We start from the raw sequence: 25,860 nt of genomic DNA, 5'->3' as shown, positions 1-25,860 counted from the left end.
CTTCAGCGCCATTTTTTGATAAAAGGCACCCGGTCCAGATCACGAATGGAGATTAGGCCCGATAACAGGCAGATTCCGAAATAGAGCGCCATCCCGCTGGCGGAGGCGAACAAGAATTGGGCCCACTGCGCAGTGGCGATTGGCACAGAGGTATAGATATAAGACATCCCGGCAGCCATGATAATCATCGCTGCAAGGGTTTTGAGCGGATCAGCCAGCCTGAGTGACAATGAGATCAGCCGGACCAGGCTGAACCCATGAAGCAGAGTCACCAGAATACTGTTGACGATTATTGCGATGATCGCCCCGTAGATACCGTACTCGGGCTGTGAGGCGAGCAGGAGAATAAGTGCGATTTTAACAACCGCTCCAATCAGCGTGTTGACCAGTGCCCTGCCTGGGCGCTCCATAGCCTGTAAGGCAGCCTGCAGCGGTGCTTGGACATATAGAAACAATGCAAAAGGGGCCATCATCCGCAGCATCGGGGCGGTGTCGGCATTGCCGTACATCAGCGTACAGAGCGGTACGGCAAAAATGTACATAACCGCAGCAAACGGGGCACCGGTCACCATGGCCAGGCGCAGCGCCTGATGCATTCTTTTGTGAATCGTGGGCAGGTCACGGCGCGCTGAAGCTTCCGACAGGGAAGGCACAAGCGATACCGCAAGCGAAGAGCTGAGCACCCCCGGCAGCAGCAGCAAAGGAATTACCATCCCCTGCAGTGACCCATACTGTGCGGTAGCAGCTGCCGTAGCGATACCGGCGAGAGCGAGACTGCGGGCAGTGATAATGGATTCCAGCAGATAAGAGAACGAACCCACCAGCCGTCCGGCAGTGACGGGCACAGAAATCCGGATCAGCCGCTTGAATATGGAATGATTTTTAGCGGAAGAGGCCGTTTTTTGGGGATTTTCCGGCACTGGGATTGGCGGTGTTGCTATGGGAGATAAGTCTGCTTTCTTGTCCCTTTTTACGATAAAATAATATTGCCATAAGATGGCCAGCATGCCGGCAATCTCTCCAACCGTCACACCCAGCATGGCTCCTGCCGCCGCATAAGCAACCCCTCTGGGAAGCAGCAGCCAGGAGAACCACAGCATAAAAACAATCCGGATGACCGATTCCAGGACCGAGGACAGCGCCGAAGGAATCATGTTCTGTCTGCCTTGAAAATACCCCCTGTAGATCGCAGAAACGGCAACAATAGCAATCATCGGTGTCATGCTGACGAAGGTGTAATAGACCCGGCTGTCGGTCAGAATCACATTGGAGACCCAGGAAGCGCCGGCTAATGCGAGCAGCGTGAAAAAAACACCAAGTCCGAGACTAAGGGCCAGTCCGCTGTGCAGAATCCGCCGGGATTCCTCAGGGCGCCCTTCTCCTTCGGCTTCAGCGACCATTTTGGCAATAGCCAGCGGAATCCCGCCGGTAATGATCGTAATCAGCACAATGAAAAACGGATAACCGAGCTGATACAGGCCTACACCCTCGGCGCCGATCACACGCGGTAAAATAATTCGCGGAATAAAGCCGAGCATCCGGTTAATGATGCCTGCGGCCAGCAGTATCAAGGTTCCTTGGATAAAGCTCTGTTTCCTCAAAGGGCACTCCTTCTTCCCACAAGTAGTCTCTCTTACATTGATATGGGATGATAGGCTTTTCCATGACAAGCTTTATGCATGACAACTTTTCAGCCGGAAGAAGGAAACTAGGGAAGCCTGGTCGAATACTATTTGTGAACATGCATAAGCGAGGTATCTTTGGAGGTGTCAACACGTGGAATCGGAAGAATGGAGTTATGAACAGCTTAGTGATGAAATCGAAGCCATGTGCCGCAGCAAAGCGGAGGAATTTCGGCTCCTCGGCTATGAATATGTAACGGGCAAGGATATCTGGGACTGCGTCAGCCGCAACTATTACAAGGAAGGCAGACCCGCCCTGCATAAGCTGGTGAATGATATCTATTCACTCAAGGCTAATAGTTATATGAACTATTTGACTATTGCCGCTTATCGCGGTTTGAATGTATAAAAAGGAACGATTTACTTTTGCAAACAGGTTCAGGAAGCGTTAAAGTAAGAGAAGAGCATTCAGCATTTCCTATGAAAAAACGGATGGCATGCCGCTTGAGCAGGGCCGGCCGTTTCTTTGTGTGAGAACCGTACCGTCATTTCTGCTTGAATTGACGGTGATTTCGCACGTAGCTATAATAGGAATATTGAGTAATGAAAGGGGAACTAGCAAGAGCATGAAGAGAATGTTGAGCTTTATTATTACCGTGCTCGTATTAACCGGGGTCATGGCATTTACAACTCCCGGGCTGCTGGACAAGGTCCGTCTGGGGCTTGATCTGAAGGGCGGCTTCGAGATTCTGTACCACGCCGAGCCAATGGAGGCGGGAGCAGAATTATCCCGTGCTTCGCTGCAGAAGACTGCAGAGAGCCTGGAAAAACGGGCGAACGCACTCGGAACTAGCGAGCCTGAGGTCACTACAGAAGGAACGGACCGCATCCGTCTGAAGATCGCGGGCGTTACCGATGAGGCCGAAGTCCGCAAGAAGATGAAAGAACCCGCAGTTTTAACCTTCCGCAGTGCTGCTGAGGGGGATCCGCAAGGTACGTACAGCAAGATTGAGCTTGTAGGAAGCGACTTTGTTGAGGGAGCGGCGGAGGTTCAACGCAACAATTTGAATCAGCCTGAGATCAGCATCAAGATCAAAGATAAAGACAAGTTTGCGGAAATTACCAAGCGTTTGCTTGGTAAAGAAATGGCTATCTATCTCGATGATCAGCTGTTAGGTAATCCGCCAGTCGTTAGAGCGGTATTGACAGACGGCACTGCTTCCATCTCCGGTCATTATACTATTGATGGAGCACGGGAACTGGCTGACACCATTAACCTTGGTGCTTTGCCGCTGAAGCTGACGGAGAAATACTCCCAAAGCGTAGGCGCAACCCTCGGTAAACAGTCTCTTGACCAAACCATCAAAGCCGGACTTGTAGGCTCTGTAATTATTCTGATATTCATGATCGGCATGTACCGGTTGCCGGGTCTTCTGGCCAGCTTCGCGCTGATCCTTCATACCTGGCTGCTGATTGCAGTATTCGTCGTTGCCGACTTCACCTTGACTCTCCCCGGTATCGCCGCATTTATTCTCGGTATAGGGATGGCGGTTGATGCCAATATCATTACCAATGAACGGATAAGGGAAGAAATGCGCAGCGGCAAAAGTATTTTGTCTTCTGTCAAAGCAGGGAACAAAACCTCTTTCCGCACAGTTATGGACGCGAACGTAACTACGATTATCGTGGCGGCTGTAATGTTTGCTTTTGGTACAGGTGCAGTTAAAGGATTTGCACTGATCCTGATTGTGGAAATTGTGCTTAGTATCGTGACGAACCTTTATTTTGCCCATTGGCTGCTTACCGTGCTGGTCAAAGCCGGCGCTCTGAAAAAGCCGAAGCAATTTGGGGTAAAGGAGAGTGACATCCGTGCGCTTTAAGAAAGAGCTTGATTTTGTACATCTGAGCAGATTTTTCTATATTTTCTCCATTGCCATTACGGTAGCCGGCCTGATCTTTCTGGCAACCATGGGTCTGAACTACAGCGTTGATTTCAAAGCAGGCTCCAATGTTGACGTGGCGCTGTCGAAGAACATCACGCTGGAGCAGCTTAAGCCGGCGCTGAAGGATCTGGGCATCTCCCATGAGCCAGACATTACCTTAGGTGAGAACCGGGTGAACATCCGTTATGATAAGGAACTTGACAGTAATCAGGATGAGGCTTTGAAAGCTGCGATAACCAAGCTGGATGACAAGGCTTCCTTCGAGATCAACACCGTCGATACGGAAATGGCCAAAGAGCTGGCGCGCAATGCCATCTATTCGGTTCTCATCTCTTGTCTCGGGATTATCATTTATGTAAGTATCCGCTTTGAATGGCGGTTTGCCTTGGCTGCGATTGTGGCCCTTGTGCATGATGCTTTTATCGTGGTAGCCGTCTTTTCGATCTTCCGCCTGGAGGTTGACCTGACCTTCATTGTCGCGGTGCTGACGATCATCGGTTATTCCATCAACGATACCATTGTTATCTTTGACCGGATCCGCGAGAATCTGCGTTTTGGCAAGCAGAAGACCTATGAGGATCTTAAGGCACTGGTCAATAAAAGTGTGGCCCAGACGCTTATGCGCTCTCTGTACACAGCGTTTACGGTATTTATCGCCGCGTTCTTTCTGCTTGTCATGGGTGGAGAATCGATCAAAATGTTCTCGCTTGCTATGGTTATCGGTTTGCTCTTCGGAGCCTACTCATCGATCTTTATCGCAAGTCCGCTCTGGCTGCTGCTGAAGAAACGCCAGAAGCAGACCGTGAAGAGCAATCCGACTAAAGTCTAATGCCGTCACACCCGAAAAGCCGCGTCAAAGACGACGCGGCTTTTCGAAATCTTTGGAGCGGAATGTCAGGCGGAGCGGTCATCATGAGATACTTGCTAGTGGTAAGGAGGGCCTCGTAATGAATGACAAACAATTACCGCAGAGTGATAAAATGGTCTGGACTGGTGTTGCCGGTGATCTTGCATTGGCAGCAGCCAAAGGAACCTTTGGTTATCTTTCAGACAGTAAGGCATTAATGGGTGATGCGTTATATTCGGGATCGGATGCAGCGGCCAAGCTGGCAGAGATTCTTCCGCTTCCGTGGCGCAGGGAACCAGAGAAGAAGAAGAGGGTAACACCACACAACCTCCAGAATAACAAGGGACCGATTATTGCCATACTTTTTTCCGTGCTGATTTTGATGGGGGGATTGCAAATTGCCTTCTCGGCAATTCGGGATCTGACCAGAGGACATCTGTCCGCACCAGGGCAGGCTGCACTTGTCACTGTTCTCATCTCTATTGTTGTGAAAGAGGCAGTTTTTCAGTACCAGTACCGTTATTTCAAAAAATTGGGCGATGGCAGTCATGCCGCATATGCAGATAACCACCGCTTCAGTCTATATACTTCTATCACTGTATTTATCGGGATATCACTGGCCATGGCCGGAGGGTCATTCAACTTGCATCCGCTGCTGTATATGGACCCCATTGCAGCACTGTTGACCGGATGCCTCATTATCCGTAAAGGCTATTCGCTCATCGGAGCTTCTGTGTATGGCAAGAAGCTTCAGGAGCTTCCGTCCGAGGAGGCCGCGAGCTTTATTGAAACGGTACAGCGCGTACACGGTGTGATCCGTGTAGAATATTTGCAGGCTCTGGAGCAAGGACGTTATGTAAATCTGCAGGTCAAAATCAGTGTGAACCCGCGCATTACAGTGATGGAGGCCCAGGACATTGCGGAATGTGCCAGAAAGCTTCTGCAGCACCGTTTTGTCCATGTAGGTGAGGTTCATATGGATGTTGTGCCGTATGATCCGGGTTATCCTTACAAAAGCAACCATGAGCTGGTTGATAATGAAATCCCTACGCTGCTTCAGTAGCCCGCTTAGGGAGAGAAAGGTGAAATCAATTGCTCCATTCAAAAACAAGATGGCAATCTCCGGAAGCCGATCCTGAAGAAGTCCGGGATCTGGCCCAGAGCCTTTCGGTTTCTCCGCTCTTGTCGTCGCTGCTTGTCAAGAGAGGCATGAACACGCCGGACAAGGCGCTTATGTTTATGGAGGGCGGGGACCAGGAAGGGCATGACCCCTTCCTGCTTAAAGGGATGGCGGAAGCGGTTCCCCGGATCAGAAAGGCGCTGCAGGATGAAGAACATATTCTGGTATATGGCGATTATGATGCGGACGGAGTGTCCAGTACTGCGCTGATGATCTATCTGCTGCGCTACCTGGGCGCTTCTTTTGATATTTATATTCCACACCGCTCAAATGAAGGCTACGGGCTGCATAATCATGCTCTGGATTGGGCGAAGCAGCAAGGCGTATCGCTTGTCATCACTGTAGATACCGGAATCAGTGCATACCATCAGATTGCTTATGCAAGTGAGCTGGGGATGGATGTGATCGTGACAGATCACCATGAACCGCCGGAGCATCTGCCTGAAGCGTATGCCCTGATCAATCCTAAGCTGCCGGATTGTCCTTACCCGTTCAAGGGTTTGGCTGGAGTAGGGGTGGCGTACAAGCTGGCTCAGGCGCTGCTTGGGGATGAAGTGCCGGTGGAGTGGAACGAAATCGCTGCCATCGGCACGATTGCTGACTTGATGCCGCTCCTGGATGAGAACCGGAGTATTGTGCGCAAAGGCCTCTCAAGCATGCGGAACTCCCCCTTCCCTGGTATCCGGGCCCTGCTTGGGGTGAGCGGAATCACGATGGAGACCGTAGGTGCGGTGAATATTGCTTTTGGGATGGCACCGCGCATCAATGCCAGCGGCCGGCTGGATCATGCCGGGCGGGCTGTTACTCTGCTGACTACGGAGAATCCGGAGGAAGCTGAGGAGCTTGCCGGAGAGCTGGATTTGCTGAACAAAGAACGCCAACTGGTCGTCGAAAGAATTGTAACCGAAGCTGCCGCCATGCTGGAATTGCAGATTCAGCAGGACAAGCTGCCGGATATCATTGTGCTTGCCCATCAGGGCTGGAACGTCGGGGTAGTGGGCATTGTCGCCTCCAAGCTGCTGGAACGTTATTACCGGCCGGTGATTATTCTGGATATTCACCCGGAGACAGGCATGTGCAAAGGGTCGGCCCGCTCCATTCCGGGCTTGGATATCTATGAGGCTTTATCCTCATGCGCAGATTTAATGGATCATTTCGGCGGTCACCCGGCTGCTGCCGGCATGAGCCTGCATCAGGACATGCTGGAACAATTTGCAGCGGCATTAAATGACTATGCCGCTAAGGTACTGACTCCGGAGCATTTTCTCCCGGTGATGGATGCTGACGAAGAGGCGGCCATTGCCGATTTGACGCTGCAGGCTGCGCTCGAACTGGATAGGCTGGCTCCATTCGGAATGGCTAATCCGGTACCGAAATTCATTATCCGTGGTGCAGTTGTCAAAGAAACCCGCAAAATGGGCCAGGACGGCAAGCATTTGAAGCTTGTCCTCCAACAGGGCAGCCATTCGATTGAAGTGGTAGCCTTCGGCAAAGGGGGGCTTGCCGAATTGCTTCCGGGCGGAACGCTGATTGATATTCTGGCAGAGCTGTCAGTGAATGAATGGAACGGCTCGCGGAAGCCGCAGCTCATGCTGCAGGATTTGGCCGTGCCGAAACCACAGCTCTTTGATCTACGCGGCGCAGCGGATGCGGTGAAGCAAGCCGCACAGCTTCATGAGCTGCTCAAGCCCTATAGCGGTGTTAACCCGCTTAGAACAGCGGCCGTTTTCCAGAACAGCCGGATATCCCCTATGAGCGCTCTTCAAGGCATGTCCCTTTGGGTATACGATGAAGATGCTGGAATTTCCCCGGTTCGGCAACAACCGGCGGATTCAGAAGATGCACAGGTATCTTTACTCTGTCTGCTTGATATGCCCGAAACGCCGGAGCAGCTTGATGCGCTGCTTGCTGCGTTCCCGCAGGCGAATAATATTGCCCTGCTGCATTCGATCCGGGATGGCCGCGACCGGCTGCAGATGCCGACACGAGACCATTTCAAAATGCTGTATAAATCAATAGCCGCTCTAGCCGCGGCTCCGGTTCCTGAGCATGAACTGCTGCTGCGGCTTACCCGGCAGTCTTCTATGGGGATGCGGATGCTGGCCAGAATGCTCGATGTGTTCGAGGAGCTTGAGTTTATAGATCGCAGCCGGGGGACTATTACGTTTATTCCTCAGCCCTCTGCTAAAAGCCTTACAGCTTCGCAGCATTTTGTGAGGCTGGGCAAAACTGCCGAAATGGAGCAGTATTTCATGGAGAGCAGCCGCAGTGAGCTGCAGGAATGGATGTTGTCCCGCCGCCTGGATGTATCCCAGGTGGGATAATATTATTGCTTACGCAGCCAGTTGCGCCGGAGCGAATCCAATGAAGCTTATACTCACAAACTAAGCATAAGCTTACGCAGCTAGTTTTGAACGAAGATACTGCAGAGAAGCTATGCTAACAAAACTAAGTGTATGCTTCCGGTGTAAGTTTGTTCGAGGAATATTCAGTGAGGCAACGCTCACAAACTAAGCATAAGCTTACGCAGCTAGTTTTGTACGAAGATACTGCAGAGAAGCTATGCTAACAAAACTCTTAGGAGATGACAATATGGATTTTAAAGACAGTATTCGTGTGATTCCGGATTTCCCGCAGCCGGGCATCAGCTTCAAAGATATTACAACTTTGCTGAAGGATGGCGAAGCATACCGCGCAGCCATTGATGAGCTAAAGGCTTTGGTAGCACATCTGCAGATCGATGTGATTGCTGGACCGGAGGCCCGTGGATTTGTGATAGGCGCTCCCCTGGCTTATGCGCTGGGCGTCGGTTTTGTGCCGATCCGCAAAAGCGGCAAGCTGCCGTATGATACGATTGAGGTGGGTTATGATCTGGAATACGGCAAGGACACACTGGCTGTCCACACAGATGCTGTCAAGCCAGGACAGAACGTACTTATTGCCGATGATTTGCTGGCAACGGGAGGAACCATCGCCACTTCGGTCAGCCTGGTGGAACAGCTTGGCGGCAATGTGGTCGGAGCAGCCTTCCTCATCGAATTGACCCAGCTTGCCGGACGGAACAAGCTTTCCGGTATCGAGGTTCATTCGCTCCTTACTTACGAAGACTAAGCAGACCCGGTTACCTTTTCCCGGGAAATAAAAAGCGGACAGCTGTCGATTGTTGACAGCTGTCCGCTTTTTATATTGGAGCTTATAAATCAAATTCGCTTGTTGAAGTATTAAGGGTTAATGTGCAGATTTCCCGCTGTCCTGCTCGTTGGACAAGCCAAGAACTTCGATTAATTTGAAAAGCAGGGACAGAACCATTCCGACAATGGTCGCCAGAGCCATACCCTTAAGCTGAACACCGTAAATAGTGAGTGAGATCCCGCTGATGCCGACCACCAGAACCAAAGTAGCCAGGATCATGTTGGTCGCCTTGGAGAAATCAACCTTTTGCTCGACAAAGATGCGCAGACCGGATGCGGCAATTACACCGAAGAGCAGCAGCGACACACCGCCCATCACCGGCTGGGGAATATTGGCGATAATAGAGGAGAACGTGCCGGAGAATGAGAGCAGAATCGCAATTACTGCCGCACCTCCAATGACATAGACCGAATAGACTTTGGTCAGCGCCATAACGCCGATATTTTCACCATAAGTGGTATTGGGTGTAGAACCGAAAAATCCGGAAAGAATGGTGGAAATCCCGTTGCCCATCAGCGAGCGGTCCAATCCCGGATCTTTGGTCAGGTCTTTGCCGACAATGTTGCTCGTAACCAGCAGATGGCCTATATGTTCTACAATAACTACAAGCGATACCGGAATAATGGTGAAGATAACCTGCCAGTCGAAGGAAGGAGTTATAATAGTGGGATGTGAAAAGAAATGCGCGCTGGAGATCGCATCCGTGTTCACCACCTGCATAATATAAGCCAGTACATAACCGGTTACGATACCGATGAGGATATGAATGATTTTGGGGAAGCCGCGGAAGAGTACTGCACCAATAACGGTCACGCCCAGTGTTACCAGGGAGAGGGTGATCGCTTTGGGATCCGGCGTCCAGTCGGCAGCACCTTCTGGAGCAATCAGCCCCGACATGCGGGCTGCCACCGGCACCAGCTCCAGTCCGATGGTCGCTACGATAGCGCCCATAACCGCCGGAGGAAAAACAACATCAATCCAGCCGGTTCCGGCATAACGCACAATCAATGCGACAAGAATGAAGATAACGCCAGTCACGATAAAAGCACCCAGCGCAAGCGAATATCCATGCTGATGATCACCCTGATGCTTGTCCAGGACGGTGAGCACCGGAGAGATAAAGGCAAAGCTTGAACCGAGATATGCCGGGATCTTGCCGCGGCAGATCAGGATATAGAGCAGTGTGCCGATACCGTTCATCAACAGGATCATACCGGGGTCTACTCCGAACAGGTTAGGGACAAGCACCGTGCTGCCGAACATGGCGAACAAATGCTGAAGACTCAGCAGAAAGCCCGGGCCCCAAGAGAGTTTCTCGTTAACTTGAATTTCGCGTTGCAATGGTGTTCACTTCTCTTTCGTCTCTATTTTAGGTGAGGTTCCAAAAAACCGCCTTTACTAGATTAAATAGAACGGCGTCTTTTTACAACAACATTTTTCAAGTGCCACGAAATTGTCTATTCTTGACACATTCGCTTACCCCGGTGCCATGCTATGGCAAGTGTTGACGTAATCCATCGCAAGCGTCATAATTATAAACAACTTTAACTGTGCGCAGCGCAGATTTGGAACATATGGAACCTGCAAATTCTGCAATGCTTGCGGGTTCATTTTATTATAGAAAGGAAACGGATACGACGAGAATGGGCATAGAGCAATTAACCGAAAAGGCCGGCGCCTATATAAAAGAAAAAGATCTTCTCCGCATCCGGGAAGCTTATGAATTTGCCGATCAGGCTCATCACGGGCAGGTTCGGAAATCGGGGGAGCCATACATTCTGCATCCGCTCGCGGTCGCAGATATTGTCGTCAATATGCAAATGGATGTCATCTCCATTATTGCAGCGCTGCTGCATGATGTCGTAGAGGATACCACCGTCTCCCTGGAGCAGATCCGCGAGAAATTTGGCGATACCTGCGCGATGCTGGTGGACGGTCTAACCAAGCTGGAACGCATTCGCTTCCGCTCCAAGGAAGAGCAGCAGAACGAGAACTACCGCAAAATGTTCATCGCCATGGCTCAGGATATCCGGGTGATTGTGATTAAGCTGGCGGACCGTTTGCATAATATGCGTACCCTTAAATATCAATCTGAAGAAAGCCAGCGCCGTATTTCTTATGAAACGCTGGAGATTTTTTGTCCCATTGCGGACCGGCTGGGGATTTCGGCAATCAAATGGGAGATGGAGGATATTGCCCTCCGTTATTTGAACCCCCAGCAGTATTACCGCATAGCCAATCTGGTCCACAAGAAGCGGGCGGAACGGGAGCAGTTCATCGACAGTGTCATCGGCCGCATCCGTGCCAAGCTGGACGAAATGGGCATCGAAGGGGATCTTTCGGGCCGTCCGAAGCATATTTACAGTGTCTATAATAAGATGAATACCAAGAATAAGCAGTTCAATGAAATTTATGATCTGCTTGCGATACGCATTATCGTCGACAATATTAAGGATTGTTATGCCACACTCGGGATTATTCATACTCTTTGGAAGCCAATGCCTGGCCGTTTCAAGGATTATATTGCCATGCCCAAAGCGAACATGTACCAGTCATTGCACACCACCGTGGTGGGTCCGGGCGGAGAGCCTACAGAAGTGCAGATCCGCACGTGGGAGATGCACCGGACTGCCGAGTTCGGGATTGCGGCTCACTGGGCATATAAGGAAGGCAGCAGCAATAATGCTAATCCGGAGAACCGGATGCCGTTTTTCCGTGAGATTCTGGAGCTGCAGCATGAAGCCAAAGATGCTGAGGAATTTGTAGAATCGCTGAAGATGGACTTTTTCTCCGATCTTGTCTTTGTTTTTACGCCCAAAGGTGAGGTTGTGGAGCTTCCGGCAGGTTCTGTACCGCTCGACTTTGCTTTCAGGATTCATACAGAGGTGGGGAACCGGACGATCGGTTCCAAGGTAAACGGGCGGATTGTGCCGCTGGATCATAAGCTGAAGACCGGGGATATCGTGGAGATTCTTACCTCGAAGAACTCGTATGGCCCGAGCCGCGACTGGCTGAAGATTGCCCAATCTTCCCATGCCCGCAGCAAGATCAAGCAGTGGTTCAAGAAAGAGAAGCGTGAGGAGAATGTTGAAAAAGGCCGGGAAGCAATCGAACGTGAGCTGAAGCGTCAGAACGTGGAGGTTTCGGATTGGCTGACAGAAGATAAATTGTCGGAGGCGGCCAAGAAATTTGCTTTCAACGATGTAGAAGATATGCTCTCGGCCGTGGGCTTTGGCGGAATTACCGCCGCGCAAATCGCTTCCAAGCTTACAGAGAAGCTGCGCAAGGAACAGGAAGAAGCGGCTGGACATCTGGAGCTTACCACCGAAATGAAGGAAATCAAGTCCAGCGGGGAGAAGCGCAATCAGCCGACCAACGGGGTCCGTGTAAAAGGTATCGATAATCTGCTAGTCCGCTTTGCACGATGTTGTAATCCGGTGCCCGGCGACGATATTATCGGCTATGTGACCCGCGGCCGCGGCGTTTCTGTCCATCGTGATGACTGTCCGAATATTCCCACAGACGGGGACGGCGAGGAGTCGGCACGGGTGATCGAAGTGGAATGGGAAGGCAGCATGGAGGCTAACTACAGCGTGGACATTGAGATTACCGGCCATGACCGCAACGGGCTGCTCAATGAGGTGCTGCAGGCAGTATCGGAGAGCAAGACCAATATATCGGCCGTCACCGGACGAAGCGATAAGAATAAAATGGCGATGATTCATATGACGATTCTGATCCGCAACACCGATCATCTGCAATCTGTGGTCGATCGGGTGAAACGGGTCAAGGATGTATATACAGTTAACCGCATTATGCAGTAAAGCAAGGAGCTGAATGAAGTAATGAGAGTAGTAGTGCAGCGCTGCAAGGAAGCCAGGGTAAGCGTGGAGGATACTGTGACCGGAGCGATCGGAAAAGGATTGATGCTGCTGGTCGGTGTTACCCACGAGGATACAGAGCAGGACGCTAAGTATTTGGCCGGTAAAATTGCCGGACTCCGTATTTTTGAGGATGAAGCCGGCAAGATGAATTTCAGCGTCACTGATACAGGGGGCGCGATATTGTCCGTGTCACAGTTTACGCTGTATGGAGACTGCCGCAAAGGACGGCGGCCGAACTTTATGGCTGCGGCTGGCCCGGCTGAAGCAGAGCGGCTGTACGATTACTTTAATCAGGAATTGCGGGCCGGCGGGCTTCAGGTGGAGACCGGTGTTTTTGGAGCGATGATGGATGTATCCCTGACCAACTGGGGGCCGGTAACGCTTTTGCTGGACAGCCGTGGTTAACCTCTGTAGCCTCCAGCCCGGACTTTACAATTCCATAGAACATATTTGTGTTAAGAGTGTCATGCGAGGTTCCGTAAGGGATCGGCAGAGGCACTCTTTTTTTGCTGTATATTAAGTTGAACTTGTTGAAAAATTCATAAAAAGACTTTTATATAAGCTGAGATCAGAAAGTGAAGGCCCTTCTCCGTATTTGTGCGGATAGAGCCATCACGGGGTGGGTAAACTATGGGGAGCGGGTATTTACGAATAGCAGGGAGCCAGAGTATGAGACGATCAGAAAAAGCGCGGTGCTGGAGCAGCATCCCGGCATATAACGCAGGCTGCTGTTCTGAAGCGGTGACGGCGGCGAAGGGTGCCGAGGACCATAGAGGGCTTCAAGTGTTAAAAGGGAACAGCCGCAGCCTTCTGCCGCGCACCTGAGATCCAGGGGATAGCCACCTACTTAAACAAATATCAGAGTTGTTCTTAACTCGTTAGAAAGCCTGTAAATGCGGGTAATAGAATGACGAAGACAGAATGAAGCTAGAACAGAGCCGGCATTCATGCGTGAGCTGCTCCAGGTGTTGTATTCATGAACCCAAGGTTTAAGGATTCAATGATCTAACCATTCATAAGGAGGGAACTACCATGACTACAAGAATTCAGGCGTATTTCAGGACCGAAAGTGAAGCAGAAGGTGCGAAGACGGCTTTGATTCCTTACGGTGTGGAAGGCATTGAAGTATCCGAATTAACAGATCCTTTGAGGAAAGGCGACCACCGGAGCCGCAATATTCTGCTGCCGCTTGCTCCTTACAACAATTCTTCCACGGCGGGCGGAGCTCCTGGCGTCGCAGGTGTAACAGGCACTCTCCCGGGAGCAGCTATTGTACCGGGTATCGGGATAGACAACGATCTTGACGATAACACCGACGCGCGCAATGCCGGAAAAGTACGCAGTGCCACGGATGTGGATGATAGGGACTTGAGCGATGTAAGATACGTCATGGACCTTAAAGCACCAGAAGAGAAGCGCAATGAAGTTGTTGAGGTTCTGCGCGGCAAACACGCTTTTGTGGAGATTTTTGAAGGGTAGTTCATTAAAAAATCCAATATCTTGCCTTTATATAAGCTCCAAATTCACAATGAATTTGGTTATCTCCTATAATAAGCTCCAGGCCAACCTGTACAGGTTGGCCTGGAGCTTATTCAAATATAAAATTAAAAATTGTACTAAATTTCTGGACAGAGAATAATGTTGTAGTGTAAAGTGATTGTGGGCAGGAAACCGCGGAATGTCCTAATAAATAAAACGCTTTCTTTTCTGTAATGTAACCGTAATAATTCGTTCATGATTCCTTAATATAGCCTGTTTATAATAGAAGCATGACCCCCTTTTTAATAATATATGATGATGGACCTGCAGCAATCGGCTGCAGGTCATTTTTTTGAATGGCAGCTTCAGAACGAAGTTTGCGGCTTTATTTTATTTTCATGCCTTGACTTTAGCGCAGTGGTTCAGTAGAATCTAACAGTATACGATATGTTATAGAGTTTTGATGACGGGACCAAGTAATCCGTGACCCATAACCCCAGAGAGGAATCCCATAGAATCGGCTGCACATCCAGCAGGATGCGTGAACCGTTTCTGCCCAGGCTGTAAGGATTCTGTTCATGAACGGATGAATGACTTCCCCGAGAACGCACGGCGAAAGCAGGCAGTCACAGGATTGCTGCAGTCAGTAGCCGGAGCGCGTAGGCGGGCGTTAACCGCTTAGAGCGGGTTTAGGGCAGTTTGCCTGAATCCGGAATGTGGGTGGTACCACGGGTGAATTATTGGTTATGATAATCCCTCGTCCCTGTTTGTGTACAAACAGGGACGGGGGATTTTTTGTTATTTTCAGGAGGGATAGGCTGTGGCAAAGGAAAGATTTGAGAAACCTACGGGCACGCAGGATGTGCTGCCGGGTGCAGTGGAGAAATGGCTGGTGGTGGAGAGCAAGGCGAGAGATCTCTGCCGGCGTTTCAACTACCGTGAGATCCGCACACCGATGTTCGAGCACACAGGACTCTTCGAACGCGGCGTTGGGGAAACAACAGATATCGTGGAAGGTGAAATGTATACCTTCAAGGATAAGGGTGACCGCGATTTGGCGCTTCGTCCCGAAGGGACAGCAGGTGTAGTACGCGCCTACGTTCAGAACAAGCTTTATGGTGAACCCGATGTCAGCAAGCTGTATTATATTGGGCCGATGTTCCGGTATGAACGCCCGCAGGCGGGAAGATACCGCCAGTTCCATCAGTTCGGGATTGAAGCTTTTGGAGCGGTAGATCCGGCCATTGATGCGGAAGTGGTATCGATGGGATATCAGTTCTACAAGGATCTGGGACTTAAGGATGTGAAGGTAGAGCTGAATTCCGTAGGGAATGCGCCCAGCCGCGCGGCTTACCGGGAGAAACTGCTGAATTTCCTGCGGCCGATGAGAGATACCTTGTGCAGCGACTGCCAGCGCAGAATGGAACGCAATCCGCTTCGTGTGCTGGACTGCAAGGTGGATCAGGACAAATTTGGCGGTGCGCCGTCCATTCTGGACAGTCTGGATGAGGAATGTACCACGCATTTTGAGCAGGTCAAGGCCCACCTGGATGTTATGGGTGTGGAATACATCATTAACCCCCGTCTTGTACGCGGACTAGATTATTACACGCATACAGCGTTTGAATATAAAGCGGCAGGCATCGGCTCTATCGATACGGTTGGCGGTGGCGGCCGTTACAATGGACTGGTGGAAGAAATCGGCGGACCCGATCAGCCGGGCATTGGTTTCGGAATTGGCCTGGAGCGGATTCTGCTGATTCTGGAGAATCAGGGTGTAGAGCTGGAGGCGGCCAAACCGCTCGATGTGTATTTTGTTGCCCTTGGCGAAGCTGCAGATAAGGAGATTACGAAGCAGCTGTTCAAACTGCGCAGTCTGGGGTACGCTGCGGAACGCGATTACCTCGGCCGCAAGATGAAGGCCCAGATGAAATCGGCGGACCGGATGAATGCACGGTACACGGCAATTCTGGGCGAAGATGAGCTGAACAGCGGCGTTATTGCCCTGAAATCCATGGCGACTGGCGAACAGCAGACGGTGAAGCTGGAAGATCTGGCCGCTTCGCTGGATTAGCATTTTTATGAGAAAATATGTATTTTAACCAAAAAGGGGTAGGATAAATAATGAGTAGAAGTCATAACTGTGGACAATTGACGCTGGGCCATATTGGCGAGACAGTAACGCTGAACGGGTGGGTCCAGACCCGCCGCGACCTGGGAGGCGTGCTGTTTATCGACCTGCGCGACCGTACCGGAATTGTGCAAATCGTGTTCAACCCGGACTATTCCGGTGAAGCCCTGCAGATTGCTGACAAGGTGCGCAGTGAATATGTATTGTCCGTTACGGGTAAAGTTGTAAAACGAGACGAAGAAACCATTAACCGCAACCTGCCTACCGGTGAGATTGAAGTGCAGATTACAGAAATCGAAGTGCTGAATGCAGCCAAGACGCCTCCGTTTTTCATTGAAGATGGTGTGGAAGTCGATGAATCGCTGCGTATGAAATACCGTTATCTCGACTTGCGCCGGCCTGAAATGTACAAGACGATGCTGCTCCGTTCCAAAGCGGCCAAGATATTCCGTGACTTCCTGGACAGCGAAGGCTTTATCGAAATTGAAACTCCAATCCTGACCAAAAGCTCTCCCGAAGGCGCACGCGATTATCTGGTGCCAAGCCGTGTGCATGAAGGTGAATTCTTCGGGCTCCCGCAGTCGCCGCAGATTTACAAGCAGCTGCTGATGGTCGGCGGCATTGAGCGCTATTACCAGATGGCCCGCTGCTTCCGCGACGAGGACCTGCGTGCTGACCGCCAGCCGGAATTTACCCAGTTCGATATCGAGACCTCGTTCATGCCTCAGGACGACCTGCTGTCCATGATGGAAACCCTCATGCAGCGCCTATTGAAAGAAACCGTTGGTGTCGATGTGGCTGTTCCATTTCAGCGCCTGACCTATGCCGAAGCCATGGGTAAATACGGCTCGGATAAACCGGACCTGCGCTTTGGTCTGGAACTGGTGGAAATGAACGATATCGTGGCCGCAAGCGGTGTGAAGGTGTTCGCCTCCGTCATCGAGAAGGGCGGAGAGGTGAAATGCCTTAACGCTAAAGGCTGCGGCACATGGACCCGCAAGGAAATTGATGATCTGGGACCTTACGCCGCACGTTACGGTGCGAAAGGCCTGGCCTGGATTCAAGTGAAAGACGGAGAGTTCAAAGGTCCAATCGTCAAATTCTTTACTGAGGAAGAGATTGCAGCTGTGAAGGAGCGCACCGGCGCCGAAGAAGGCGACCTCTTGCTCTTCTCCGCTGACACAAAGAAGGTAGTGGCAGATGTGCTTGGGGCGCTGCGCCTTAAGATCGGCCGCCAGCTTGGTCTGATTGACGACAGTGTTTTCAAATTCGCCTGGGTGACTGAATTCCCGCTGCTCGGCTATGACGAAGACCAGAAACGTTATGTGGCGGAACATCATCCGTTCACCCGTCCCATGGACGAGGACCTGCACCTGTTCGAGAGCGATCCTGGAGCCATCCGTGCACAAGCCTATGATATTGTGCTTAACGGCTATGAGGTGGGCGGCGGTTCCCAGCGTATCTATAAACGCGAAATACAGGAGAAAATGTTCGATGCGCTTGGGTTCACAACTGAAGTGGCCTACGAGAAGTTCGGCTATCTGCTGGATGCCTTTGAATACGGCACTCCGCCGCACGGCGGAATCGCGTTTGGCTTCGACCGCCTGATTATGCTGCTTGCCGGCCGCACGAACCTGCGGGAAGCGATTGCCTTCCCCAAAACAGCAAGTGCAACCGACCTGCTGATGGACGCTCCAGCACCGGTCGATGCAATACAGCTGGAGCAGCTGCACATCAAGCTGGCGCCTAAGCCGGAAAAAGAAAAGAAATAAATGATATCCGTCCTGCGGAGCGGACTGCCGCTGCGCAGGCTTTTCAATGAGCTATGCTTTCGAAGCGAGTTTTGTACGAAGACGATTCGGGAAGCTAAGGCTCACAAAACTTTTAGGAGGCTGTATATCATGCTGCATCAGTTCTCGCGTACGGAGCTGGCGATCGGACCGGAAGGTCTGGAGATAATGAAGAACAGCACCGTAGCAGTGCTCGGGATCGGCGGTGTGGGCGCCATGGCGGTTGAAGCTCTGGCCCGTACCGGAATCGGCCGGATTATCCTGATTGACAAAGATTCGGTCGATATCACCAATATCAACCGCCAGATTCATGCGCTGACCACCACCATCGGCCAGAACAAAACGGATCTGATGGTCGAGCGCATCAAGCTGATTAATCCGGAATGCGAAGCAATCGCGCTGAACATGTTCTATACGGAAGAGACGTATGAGGAGCTGTTCAAGTACAAGCTGGATTTCGTAATCGATGCTTCAGATACTATTATCTACAAAATTCATATTATCAAAGAGTGTCTGGCCCGGGGAATTCCCATGATTTCAAGCATGGGTGCGGCTAACAAAATGGACCCGACCCGCTTTCAGGTCGCTGATATCTCCAAGACCAGCATGGACCCGATTGCCCGTGTCATCCGTCAGAAGCTGCGCAAGGAAGGCATCAAGAAGGGCGTGAAGGTGGTCTTCTCAACCGAAGAGCCCGTTAAGCCGCGTGAGGATGTTACAGAGCAGATTGTCCCTGCCAATGCTCCGGACAGACGCAAGGCCAAGCAACCGCCGGCCAGCAATTCATTTGTGCCGCCTGTAGTAGGACTTATTATGGTCAGTGTCGCCGTACGCGACCTCATGGAGGCCGGCGGGATCAGCGGATGAACGAAGCAATCAGATAAGCAGGAAATATAAGTGAACAAAGGGCGTACAGCCGCCATCCGGCGGTTTACGCCCTTTTATTGCGGCTTAGGGTACAGAGTGTTTTACCTGTGATTTAACATCAGTGGAGGTTTTTTATATGAATTCGAAGGTTTGGCGAAATAGCGTAGGCCTGGAGCCGGGCGACAGCTGGAAACGGGAACTCTCGGCAGGCATCCTGTCCTATTTTGCTTCTGTATATATTGTGATGGTCAATGCTGCGATTCTGCATGATGCGGGGATGCCGCTGCGGGCCGGAATGGTGGCAACGCTGCTGACGGCAGTAGCCGGGTGTCTAATGATGGCTTTTGGCGGCAAAACACCGATTGTGGTGGTGCCGGGCATGGGGATTAATGCTTTTTTCACATATACGCTTGTGCATTCCATGAAGCTGGACTGGCGCGAAGCCCTTGCAGTAGTAGTTGTTACAGGTGTGCTGTTTGCCATTGTGGCATTCACCTCGCTGTACCGGATTTTGAGCGACGCGATACCGCATAATCTGCAGCATGCAATTACGGTCGGAATCGGCCTGTTTCTGACATTTATCGGACTGCAAAAAAGCGGGATTGTCATCGCCCACCGCACGACCTTCGTCGCTATTGGCCATTTCAGCGACCCCGCAGTTATCACTTCCTGTGTAACGCTGATTCTGGCGCTGGTGCTGTTCGTGCGCGGCACACGCGGAGGATTGCTGATCAGTATGCTGGCGGGCACGGGAATGGCCTACTTGCTGGGAGCGGCGCATGCACCGGAGAATGCGGATTCGGGGCATGTGTTCGCGGGTTACAGCGATGTGTTTGCCGGCATGGACTGGGGCAGAGGCATCAGCCTGGTCTTCTGGATTGCCGTATTTCTGCTGCTGTTGATCGTAGTTTTTGAAAATATCGGCCTGATCTCATCCCAGACGCTGATGGCGGGCCGTCCGGAACGCTTCAAAAGCAGTCTGCGCGCGCTCTCCATTGCCAATATCGCAGCCGGGCTGTTCGGCAGCAGCCCCGTAGTCGCGGCTGCCGAATCCACAGCCGGGATCGCTGCAGGCGGGCGCTCCGGCCTGACCTCGCTGATCACCGGCCTGCTGTTCGGGGCTACGTTCCTGTTCATTCCGCTGCTGGCCTATGTGCCGGACAGCGCCATCGCGCCGATTCTGATCGTCATCGGCGGCCTGATGGTGCAGAACGTGCGCGAGATGGACCTCAGTGATTTGACTGAGCTGTTTCCGGCATTCCTGATCATGGTGATGATTCCGTTCACCTACAGCATCGTGGACGGTATGGCATTTGGCTTCATTACCTATCCGGTTGTTAAACTGGCCATGGGCAAAGGCAAGGAGGTTCCGCCCGCACTGTATGGCATTGCCGGACTGTTTATAGCCAACTTTGTGCTTCATGCTTTTATGGGATAGGCATTCCGTCACAATGGTATGGTATTCCAGAATCTGTTGTGATATGATGAATATCCTTTTTGTGTGACTGAAGCCAGTCTTGCACGAGGCAAATCAGGGTGCGCTTGGCAACAGAAGGCGTATGCCCGCATAACTTTTAGGAGGTAACTGAAATTGGAAGACAACTTTCAAAGTGCCTATCAAGAGGAAGAAGACAGGCTGAACAGCGCGCTTACGGAGATTGACACGGTTCTTGAGAGACTGCGCGGCATTCCGGTATACACAGGGCATGATTATACGGAGCAGGCGCTGGAGGCCTCAAGAGAGCAGCGGCGCAAAGATCTTGCCAAGCTGCGGCAGGAGCCTTACTTTGGACGGCTTGATTTTCAGGGCAAGGATGAAGAGGAACGCAAGGCGCTCTATATCGGCAAAATCGGTGTAGACCGGGAACAGGTAAGCGACCGTCCGCTGGTCATTGACTGGCGGGCACCGGTGGCGAGCCTGTTCTATTCGTTTACCGGCGGCACAGAGCCGGCCTCCTACGAAGCCCCGGAGGGGCTGATCGAAGGGCTGGTATACCTGAAGCGCAACGTGGTGATCCGCAAGCAGATCCTGGAGAGGGTGGCGGATACATATAACCGCGACAGTGATGGGCCGGCTGTCTCGGATGAATTTCTCGTCTACCGGCTGGGGGAGAACAAGGACAACCGTCTTCGTGACATCGTCTCGACAATTCAGGAGGAGCAGGACAAGATTATCCGGGCGGCGAAGAACACCGCGCTCATTATCCAGGGTGTGGCAGGCAGCGGGAAAACTACAGTCGCGCTGCATCGTCTGGCCTTCCTGCTGTATCAATACAAGGAGCAGGTGTCGGCGGAGAAAATGATTATTTTCGCCCCTAACCGGATGTTCCTGGATTATATTTCTGACGTGCTGCCTGAGCTTGGCGTCGGCAATATTGCCCAGAGCACCTTCCCCGACTGGGCGGCCGATGTGCTTGGGGTTGTGCTGCCTGAGCAGAATGCTGCAGAAACCATGAGCCACTGGTTCGAAAGAGAAGGCGGCATGCCGGAGATCACCGGAGAAACACCAGGCCGCTTCAAGGGATCGACTGCACTAATGGGAATTATTGATTCGGCCATAGGCCTGCTGGAAAACGGGACGGTTCCGGAAGGTGATTTCAGTCCATGGGACGGCTCGGTACTGCGCCGCTCCATGATTCTGCGCTGGCATAATGAGGAATACGCCCCATATCCGCCTGCCAAGCGCAAGGAGCGGGTGATGGCGCGGATTCACCGCTGGATCGAAATGGAGCTGAAGAAAAGTCCATCGGCAGCGGCCCTGAAGGACCGGAAGAAGAAAAGCGCAGCGCGTGAAAAGGCCTACAGTGCCAAATGGCCGAAATATGATCCGCTGACGATATACAAGCAGATCTTCCGTGCGGTGAAGGTGCCTGAGGATTGGCCTGCAGAGGCCCCGGAGCGGATTCCGCAGGGAGTGCTGGTATCTACTGTCAAGGACCTCAAAAAAGGCATTCTGCATGAAGAGGATCTGCCTCCGCTGCTTTATATTCATTATTTGCTGAACGGCAGTGAAGGCGGCAGCCGCTTTGATCATATTGTGATTGATGAAGCCCAGGATTTCTCTCCTTTTCAAATTGCTGTGCTGGACCTGTATGTAAAAGGGCATTCATTCACTATCCTGGGCGATTTGTCACAGGGGATTCATGCCTATAAAGGCGTGCATGCCTGGGAAGAAATGCAGACCCTGTTCGCCCCGGAGCAGACGGCTTACCACGCGCTGACGCGAAGCTACCGTTCAACGATGGAGATTATTGAATTCGCCAACGGCATTCTGTCTGCCGGAGTCGGCAGCAGCCTGCTCGCCGTTCCGGTCTTCCGCAGCGGCAATCCCGTGCGGCTGATTGCTTACGGACAGCCGCTGCCCGGGCCGGCTGCAGGCGGGGACAGCCGGCTTCAGGCCGTTAGAACAGCGCTCGCGTCCCTCTCGGGCCGGGAATACCGCACGGTGGCCGTATTAACCCGCAGCCTGCGGGAAGCCGCTGAGCTGTATACAGAGCTTGCTGGACAGTTCGAAGATATTCATCTGATCGACGGCAGCATGACTGAATACCGGGGAGGACTGTCGGTGCTTCCGGTTTATCTGTCCAAGGGACTGGAGTTCGACGCCGTGATCCTCGCCGATGCTGATTCGGACCATTACGGCAGCGCAGCGTGGGATGCGAAGCTGATGTATGTAGGCTGCACCCGGGCCCTCCACGAGCTGTGGATGCTGCACGGAGAAGGTCTTCCCCCATATTTGCAGAATGGAGAAGGGACCGTGCAGGGCTGGCCGGAGTAAGCTTCCGGATTAACCAAAGATACTCTTTTACCAAACAAAGACCGCCCCGGATTATGGAGGGCGGTCTTTTAGTGAGCAGTGCTAGTTGGAAAAAGGGAACTTATTTCTCCCGCAAATCAACAATTGTAAGAATGAAGTGGAAAAAGGAAACTTAATTGGGCAGTATTACCCCGCTAGGGGAAAAACAAGCAGAATTAGTTACCCTTTTTCCACTTGCATTTGCCGAAGGATTCATATTGGGTTTTCCAGGCAACGCTAACTGAAATTCAAAACGGCTACCTTATCCAGTCTAGGACGGCAGCCGTTTTGCTGTATAAAGCTGATTACCGGCCTTCGTGCTGTGCCGTGAATTGGAAGCGTTCCACCTGCTGCTGCATATCGGAAGCCATCGCGGACAGCGCTTCGGAAGAGGAGGTGATCTCCTCCATGGAGGCAAGCTGCTCTTCCGTTGCCGCCGTAACGCTCTGGAAGGAATCCAGTGCCGCCTTGGCAATGTTGGCCATTTCCTGTACCGAGACGGCTACCTCAGCGGAGCTGGCCGACATTTGCTCGGTAATCGCCGAGACTTCATGAATCTGCTCCCCTACGTGGCGGGTAGACTGCTCAATCTGGGTGAAGGCCTCACCGGCTTCGAGTGCCAGAGCCATACCCTGCTCCACATCTGCCGCCACTTGATGCCTCATCACATCATAGACGCTCGCGATCAGACCAACCATCTCGGAAATGGTTTCCTGGATTTGTCCCGCGCTTACCTTGGAAGCTTCGGACAGCTTGCGCACTTCTCCGGCCACAACGGCAAATCCTCTGCCATGCTCTCCGGCCCGTGCGGCTTCAATCCCCGCATTCAACGACAGCAGATTGGTCTGCTTGGCGATGGACGCGATAGCCGTGCTGGTCTCCGCAACCTTGGCGCTAAGCCCGTTCAGCTCGGCGATCAGGCTGCCGGAGTGCTGTACTGAGCGGTGGATCGTCTGCATCTGGTTCCCGACATGCTGGACCTTGGCGCTGCCGTTGTTGACATCCTTCTCTGTCAGCAGGGCGGCGCTGACAATGGACTGGGAGGCTGAGGCGATCTTGTGGATCGCTTCGGACATTTCATCCATCGTTGTAGCAACTTCAGCGGACGCGTAGGCCTGGGTCTCTACACCCCGCGTAGACTCTTCTATCAGCTCGGTGACATATTCCACGGCCTTGCTGTTCTCCCCGGTGCTGGCGGTAAGCTGTTCACTGGCTGCCGCCAGATGTCCGGATGTCTCGGCGACATCCTGCACCATGGTGCGGAGCGATTGCACCATGGCGTTATAATTCCCGGCAAGCTCGCCGATCTCATCCTTGCGGCGGGTCGTAACGGATTCATCCAGCTGGCCCTCACTTACCCGTTTGGCCGAAGCGTTCAGCGCTTCCAGCGGTGCAGTGATCCGGCGGATAATGAAGAAGGTAACGGCAATTGCCAGAATTAAGGCAACCGCCAGCACAATTGCCGATTTGTACAGAATTGGGTACACCGCTTGGGTGTATTCGTCTGCGGGCAGGACTCCGACCACTTTGAAGCCGGAAAGCTCATTAGTCGCATAGTAGCCGTCCATTTGCGAACCGGCCGTATTATCTTTATAGGAAACCTTGCCCTTAGGGGCAGCACTCAGGGCATCCAGCAAAGCTCCGGTAACAGGTGTGGCAACCTCCATCGAGGGATGGTAGATAACCTTGTTCGTGCTGTCCAGGATATATACGTAGCCGCTCGAACCGAGACTTACCGTCTTGGCCAGATCCATCAGGCCGTTCATGCTGAGACTGATGGAAACGGCTCCTTTACCGTCCGGAAAGGCCCGCGAGATCGGCAGAATAAAAGATCCCGCCACTTTGGAAAAAATCGGGTCAATCACAGTTGCGGACTCAGGGGTTTTTAGTGCAGCAATGTACCAGTCCCGTACCCTCGGATCATAGTCCTTCGGATCGGATGTGGGCGACAGCATAAATTTGCCGTCACTGTTACCCAGGGCAACAATGTCAATTTCGGGATGCTCCGCTTTGAATTTATCAATCAGCTTGCGGACCCTTGCGGAACCGCTTGTCACATCTTCTGCAGAAATTTGGTCAGCCAGCTCATTGACACTTGCGCTTTCCAACTGAATAAGCTGGGTCAGCGTTTTATCGAGGATATGGACGCTGGAGTTTGTGGTGTCCTCCATTTTGGAGCGCAGCTCTGTTTTGGAGGTTTCCGAGGAGATGACAGCCAGGGCAAGAGAAGGAAGCACAATGGCAGTAATAATGAACAGCATTAACTCAGTTCTGAGTTTCTTGATGTGGAAAAAACGCGTTAAGGCACTCTGGATAGCTGTCATAGTAATTTCCCCCATATCTCAAATTAAGAGATTAAATTATTATTTATTTCGACATTAATCGACTTATTATTTAGTATTTCGTCAAAATATTCTTTTGTATTTTGGTGGAAAACGATTATAACTATTCTTGAACTTGTAACTGTGGTTGGCCTATGGCTTAATAATAAGTGTCCGGCCGGGCAAGATTACTTCTGGAAGGAGGCTGATTGCAATGATTTCAGAATACGAGGTGGTTTCCGTCTAGTACGGAAGCCTGCATATGAGGAGGCCGCGAGGCCTCCTTATCATTTATGAACACAGACACGGGGCTGGTTACCGGACAAATGGGGGCCGCTGCCGTGAATGACTTTGAATGTAGACGCTAACCGCAGGTTTTTATATAATGAAATTACGGTTTTACCAAATTTGAGGAGAAGAAAGGAGGCAGGTGACATGTTGCTGATGAACAGCGCAATGATCGGACTTAAGGGAACACACCTGTTGAAGGAGGAAACGTTACGTGAGTTATGTAAATGGAAAGGATGTGCTCCCCCCGGGCCTGCTCGAAGAGCTACAGGGATACATTCAGGGTGAACTGCTCTACATCCCTAAGAAAACTGAGCAACGGGTAAAATGGGGCGAAAACAGCGGCTCCCGGCAAGAGATTGCCAGCCGTAATGAGGAGATTTTCTGCAGTCACAGCAGCGGCTGCTCAGTGAACGAGCTGCAGAAGAGATACCATTTATCTGAGGAAAGCATCCGCAAAATCATCTCAAAAATGCGGCTGGCGATGAACCGCTAGTCTAAACTTTGAACAAAGAGCATG

19 protein-coding genes are annotated in these 25,860 nt (G+C 51.8%); 16 read left to right on the top strand and 3 right to left on the bottom strand.

Annotated features, from left to right (window positions below; all coding sequences use genetic code 11):
- Positions 1-2: 2 nt before the first annotated feature.
- Positions 3-1,601 (bottom strand): stage V sporulation protein B, encoded by a 1,599-nt coding sequence (spoVB, locus tag PGRAT_RS24230; RefSeq protein ID WP_025702972.1) that lies wholly within the window; start codon positions 1,599-1,601, stop codon positions 3-5.
- A 175-nt stretch (positions 1,602-1,776) separates the two neighbouring features.
- On the opposite strand from spoVB, the gene PGRAT_RS24225 reads away from it, so the two are divergent.
- From PGRAT_RS24225 to PGRAT_RS24200, 6 genes are all read left to right on the top strand, one after another.
- Positions 1,777-2,031 carry a post-transcriptional regulator gene (locus PGRAT_RS24225; RefSeq protein WP_025702970.1) on the top strand — a complete coding sequence of 85 codons (255 nt, stop codon included), beginning with the start codon at positions 1,777-1,779 and terminating at the stop codon, positions 2,029-2,031.
- 217 nt (positions 2,032-2,248) lie between these two features.
- The gene (secD, locus tag PGRAT_RS24220; protein WP_036702673.1) at positions 2,249-3,502 is read left to right on the top strand and encodes a protein translocase subunit SecD; all 1,254 of its coding nucleotides are present in this window, start codon (positions 2,249-2,251) and stop codon (positions 3,500-3,502) included.
- Positions 3,492-4,394, top strand: coding sequence for a protein translocase subunit SecF (gene secF, locus PGRAT_RS24215; protein WP_042267331.1), 903 nt, complete (start codon positions 3,492-3,494; stop codon positions 4,392-4,394). Before secD ends, secF begins: the two co-directional genes overlap by 11 nt.
- Before the next feature lie 118 nt (positions 4,395-4,512).
- Complete coding sequence (locus PGRAT_RS24210; protein ID WP_025702968.1) at positions 4,513-5,475, top strand: cation diffusion facilitator family transporter; 963 nt, start codon at positions 4,513-4,515, stop codon at positions 5,473-5,475.
- Positions 5,476-5,504: 29 nt separating this feature from the next.
- Entirely contained in the window at positions 5,505-7,916 is a 2,412-nt protein-coding gene (recJ, locus tag PGRAT_RS24205; protein WP_025702966.1) for a single-stranded-DNA-specific exonuclease RecJ, read from the top strand.
- A 268-nt stretch (positions 7,917-8,184) separates the two neighbouring features.
- Positions 8,185-8,703: an adenine phosphoribosyltransferase gene (locus PGRAT_RS24200; protein WP_025702964.1), complete on the top strand. Its 519-nt coding sequence runs from the start codon at positions 8,185-8,187 to the stop codon at positions 8,701-8,703.
- Positions 8,704-8,820: 117 nt separating this feature from the next.
- On the opposite strand, the gene uraA is transcribed toward PGRAT_RS24200, so the two are convergent.
- Positions 8,821-10,125 carry a uracil permease gene (gene uraA, locus PGRAT_RS24195; protein WP_025702962.1) on the bottom strand — a complete coding sequence of 435 codons (1,305 nt, stop codon included), beginning with the start codon at positions 10,123-10,125 and terminating at the stop codon, positions 8,821-8,823.
- A gap of 302 nt (positions 10,126-10,427) precedes the next feature.
- Between uraA and PGRAT_RS24190 the strand changes: the two genes are divergently transcribed.
- The 9 genes from PGRAT_RS24190 (at position 10,428) to PGRAT_RS24155 (ending at position 22,713) form a co-directional block, all read left to right on the top strand.
- On the top strand, positions 10,428-12,608 hold the full coding sequence (locus PGRAT_RS24190) for a RelA/SpoT family protein (RefSeq protein WP_025702959.1): 2,181 nt from the start codon (positions 10,428-10,430) through the stop codon (positions 12,606-12,608).
- A 21-nt stretch (positions 12,609-12,629) separates the two neighbouring features.
- Complete coding sequence (dtd, locus tag PGRAT_RS24185) at positions 12,630-13,073, top strand: D-aminoacyl-tRNA deacylase (protein ID WP_025702958.1); 444 nt, start codon at positions 12,630-12,632, stop codon at positions 13,071-13,073.
- A 264-nt stretch (positions 13,074-13,337) separates the two neighbouring features.
- The gene (locus PGRAT_RS33490; protein ID WP_155990285.1) at positions 13,338-13,493 is read left to right on the top strand and encodes a hypothetical protein; all 156 of its coding nucleotides are present in this window, start codon (positions 13,338-13,340) and stop codon (positions 13,491-13,493) included.
- A 207-nt stretch (positions 13,494-13,700) separates the two neighbouring features.
- Positions 13,701-14,147: a hypothetical protein gene (locus tag PGRAT_RS24180; protein ID WP_025702957.1), complete on the top strand. Its 447-nt coding sequence runs from the start codon at positions 13,701-13,703 to the stop codon at positions 14,145-14,147.
- A gap of 820 nt (positions 14,148-14,967) precedes the next feature.
- Entirely contained in the window at positions 14,968-16,221 is a 1,254-nt protein-coding gene (gene hisS, locus PGRAT_RS24175; protein WP_025704873.1) for a histidine--tRNA ligase, read from the top strand.
- Positions 16,222-16,271: 50 nt separating this feature from the next.
- Complete coding sequence (gene aspS / locus PGRAT_RS24170; protein WP_025704872.1) at positions 16,272-18,050, top strand: aspartate--tRNA ligase; 1,779 nt, start codon at positions 16,272-16,274, stop codon at positions 18,048-18,050.
- A gap of 129 nt (positions 18,051-18,179) precedes the next feature.
- Complete coding sequence (locus PGRAT_RS24165) at positions 18,180-18,935, top strand: tRNA threonylcarbamoyladenosine dehydratase (protein WP_025704871.1); 756 nt, start codon at positions 18,180-18,182, stop codon at positions 18,933-18,935.
- A gap of 136 nt (positions 18,936-19,071) precedes the next feature.
- Positions 19,072-20,373, top strand: a complete 1,302-nt coding sequence (locus tag PGRAT_RS24160; protein WP_042267327.1) for an NCS2 family permease — start codon at positions 19,072-19,074, stop codon at positions 20,371-20,373.
- 153 nt (positions 20,374-20,526) lie between these two features.
- Entirely contained in the window at positions 20,527-22,713 is a 2,187-nt protein-coding gene (locus PGRAT_RS24155; RefSeq protein ID WP_042267325.1) for a HelD family protein, read from the top strand.
- 323 nt (positions 22,714-23,036) lie between these two features.
- On the opposite strand, the gene PGRAT_RS24150 is transcribed toward PGRAT_RS24155, so the two are convergent.
- The gene (locus tag PGRAT_RS24150) at positions 23,037-25,055 is read right to left on the bottom strand and encodes a methyl-accepting chemotaxis protein (RefSeq protein WP_025709548.1); all 2,019 of its coding nucleotides are present in this window, start codon (positions 25,053-25,055) and stop codon (positions 23,037-23,039) included.
- 499 nt (positions 25,056-25,554) lie between these two features.
- On the opposite strand from PGRAT_RS24150, the gene PGRAT_RS24145 reads away from it, so the two are divergent.
- The gene (locus tag PGRAT_RS24145) at positions 25,555-25,836 is read left to right on the top strand and encodes a CD3324 family protein (RefSeq protein ID WP_020427765.1); all 282 of its coding nucleotides are present in this window, start codon (positions 25,555-25,557) and stop codon (positions 25,834-25,836) included.
- Positions 25,837-25,860 lie beyond the last annotated feature (24 nt).

Source organism: Paenibacillus graminis, assembly GCF_000758705.1.
Classification (GTDB): Bacteria; Bacillota; Bacilli; order Paenibacillales; family Paenibacillaceae; genus Paenibacillus_AQ; species Paenibacillus_AQ graminis.
Note: the sequence above shows the minus strand (reverse complement) of the source record. Positions and strands in the feature narration are given on the sequence as shown.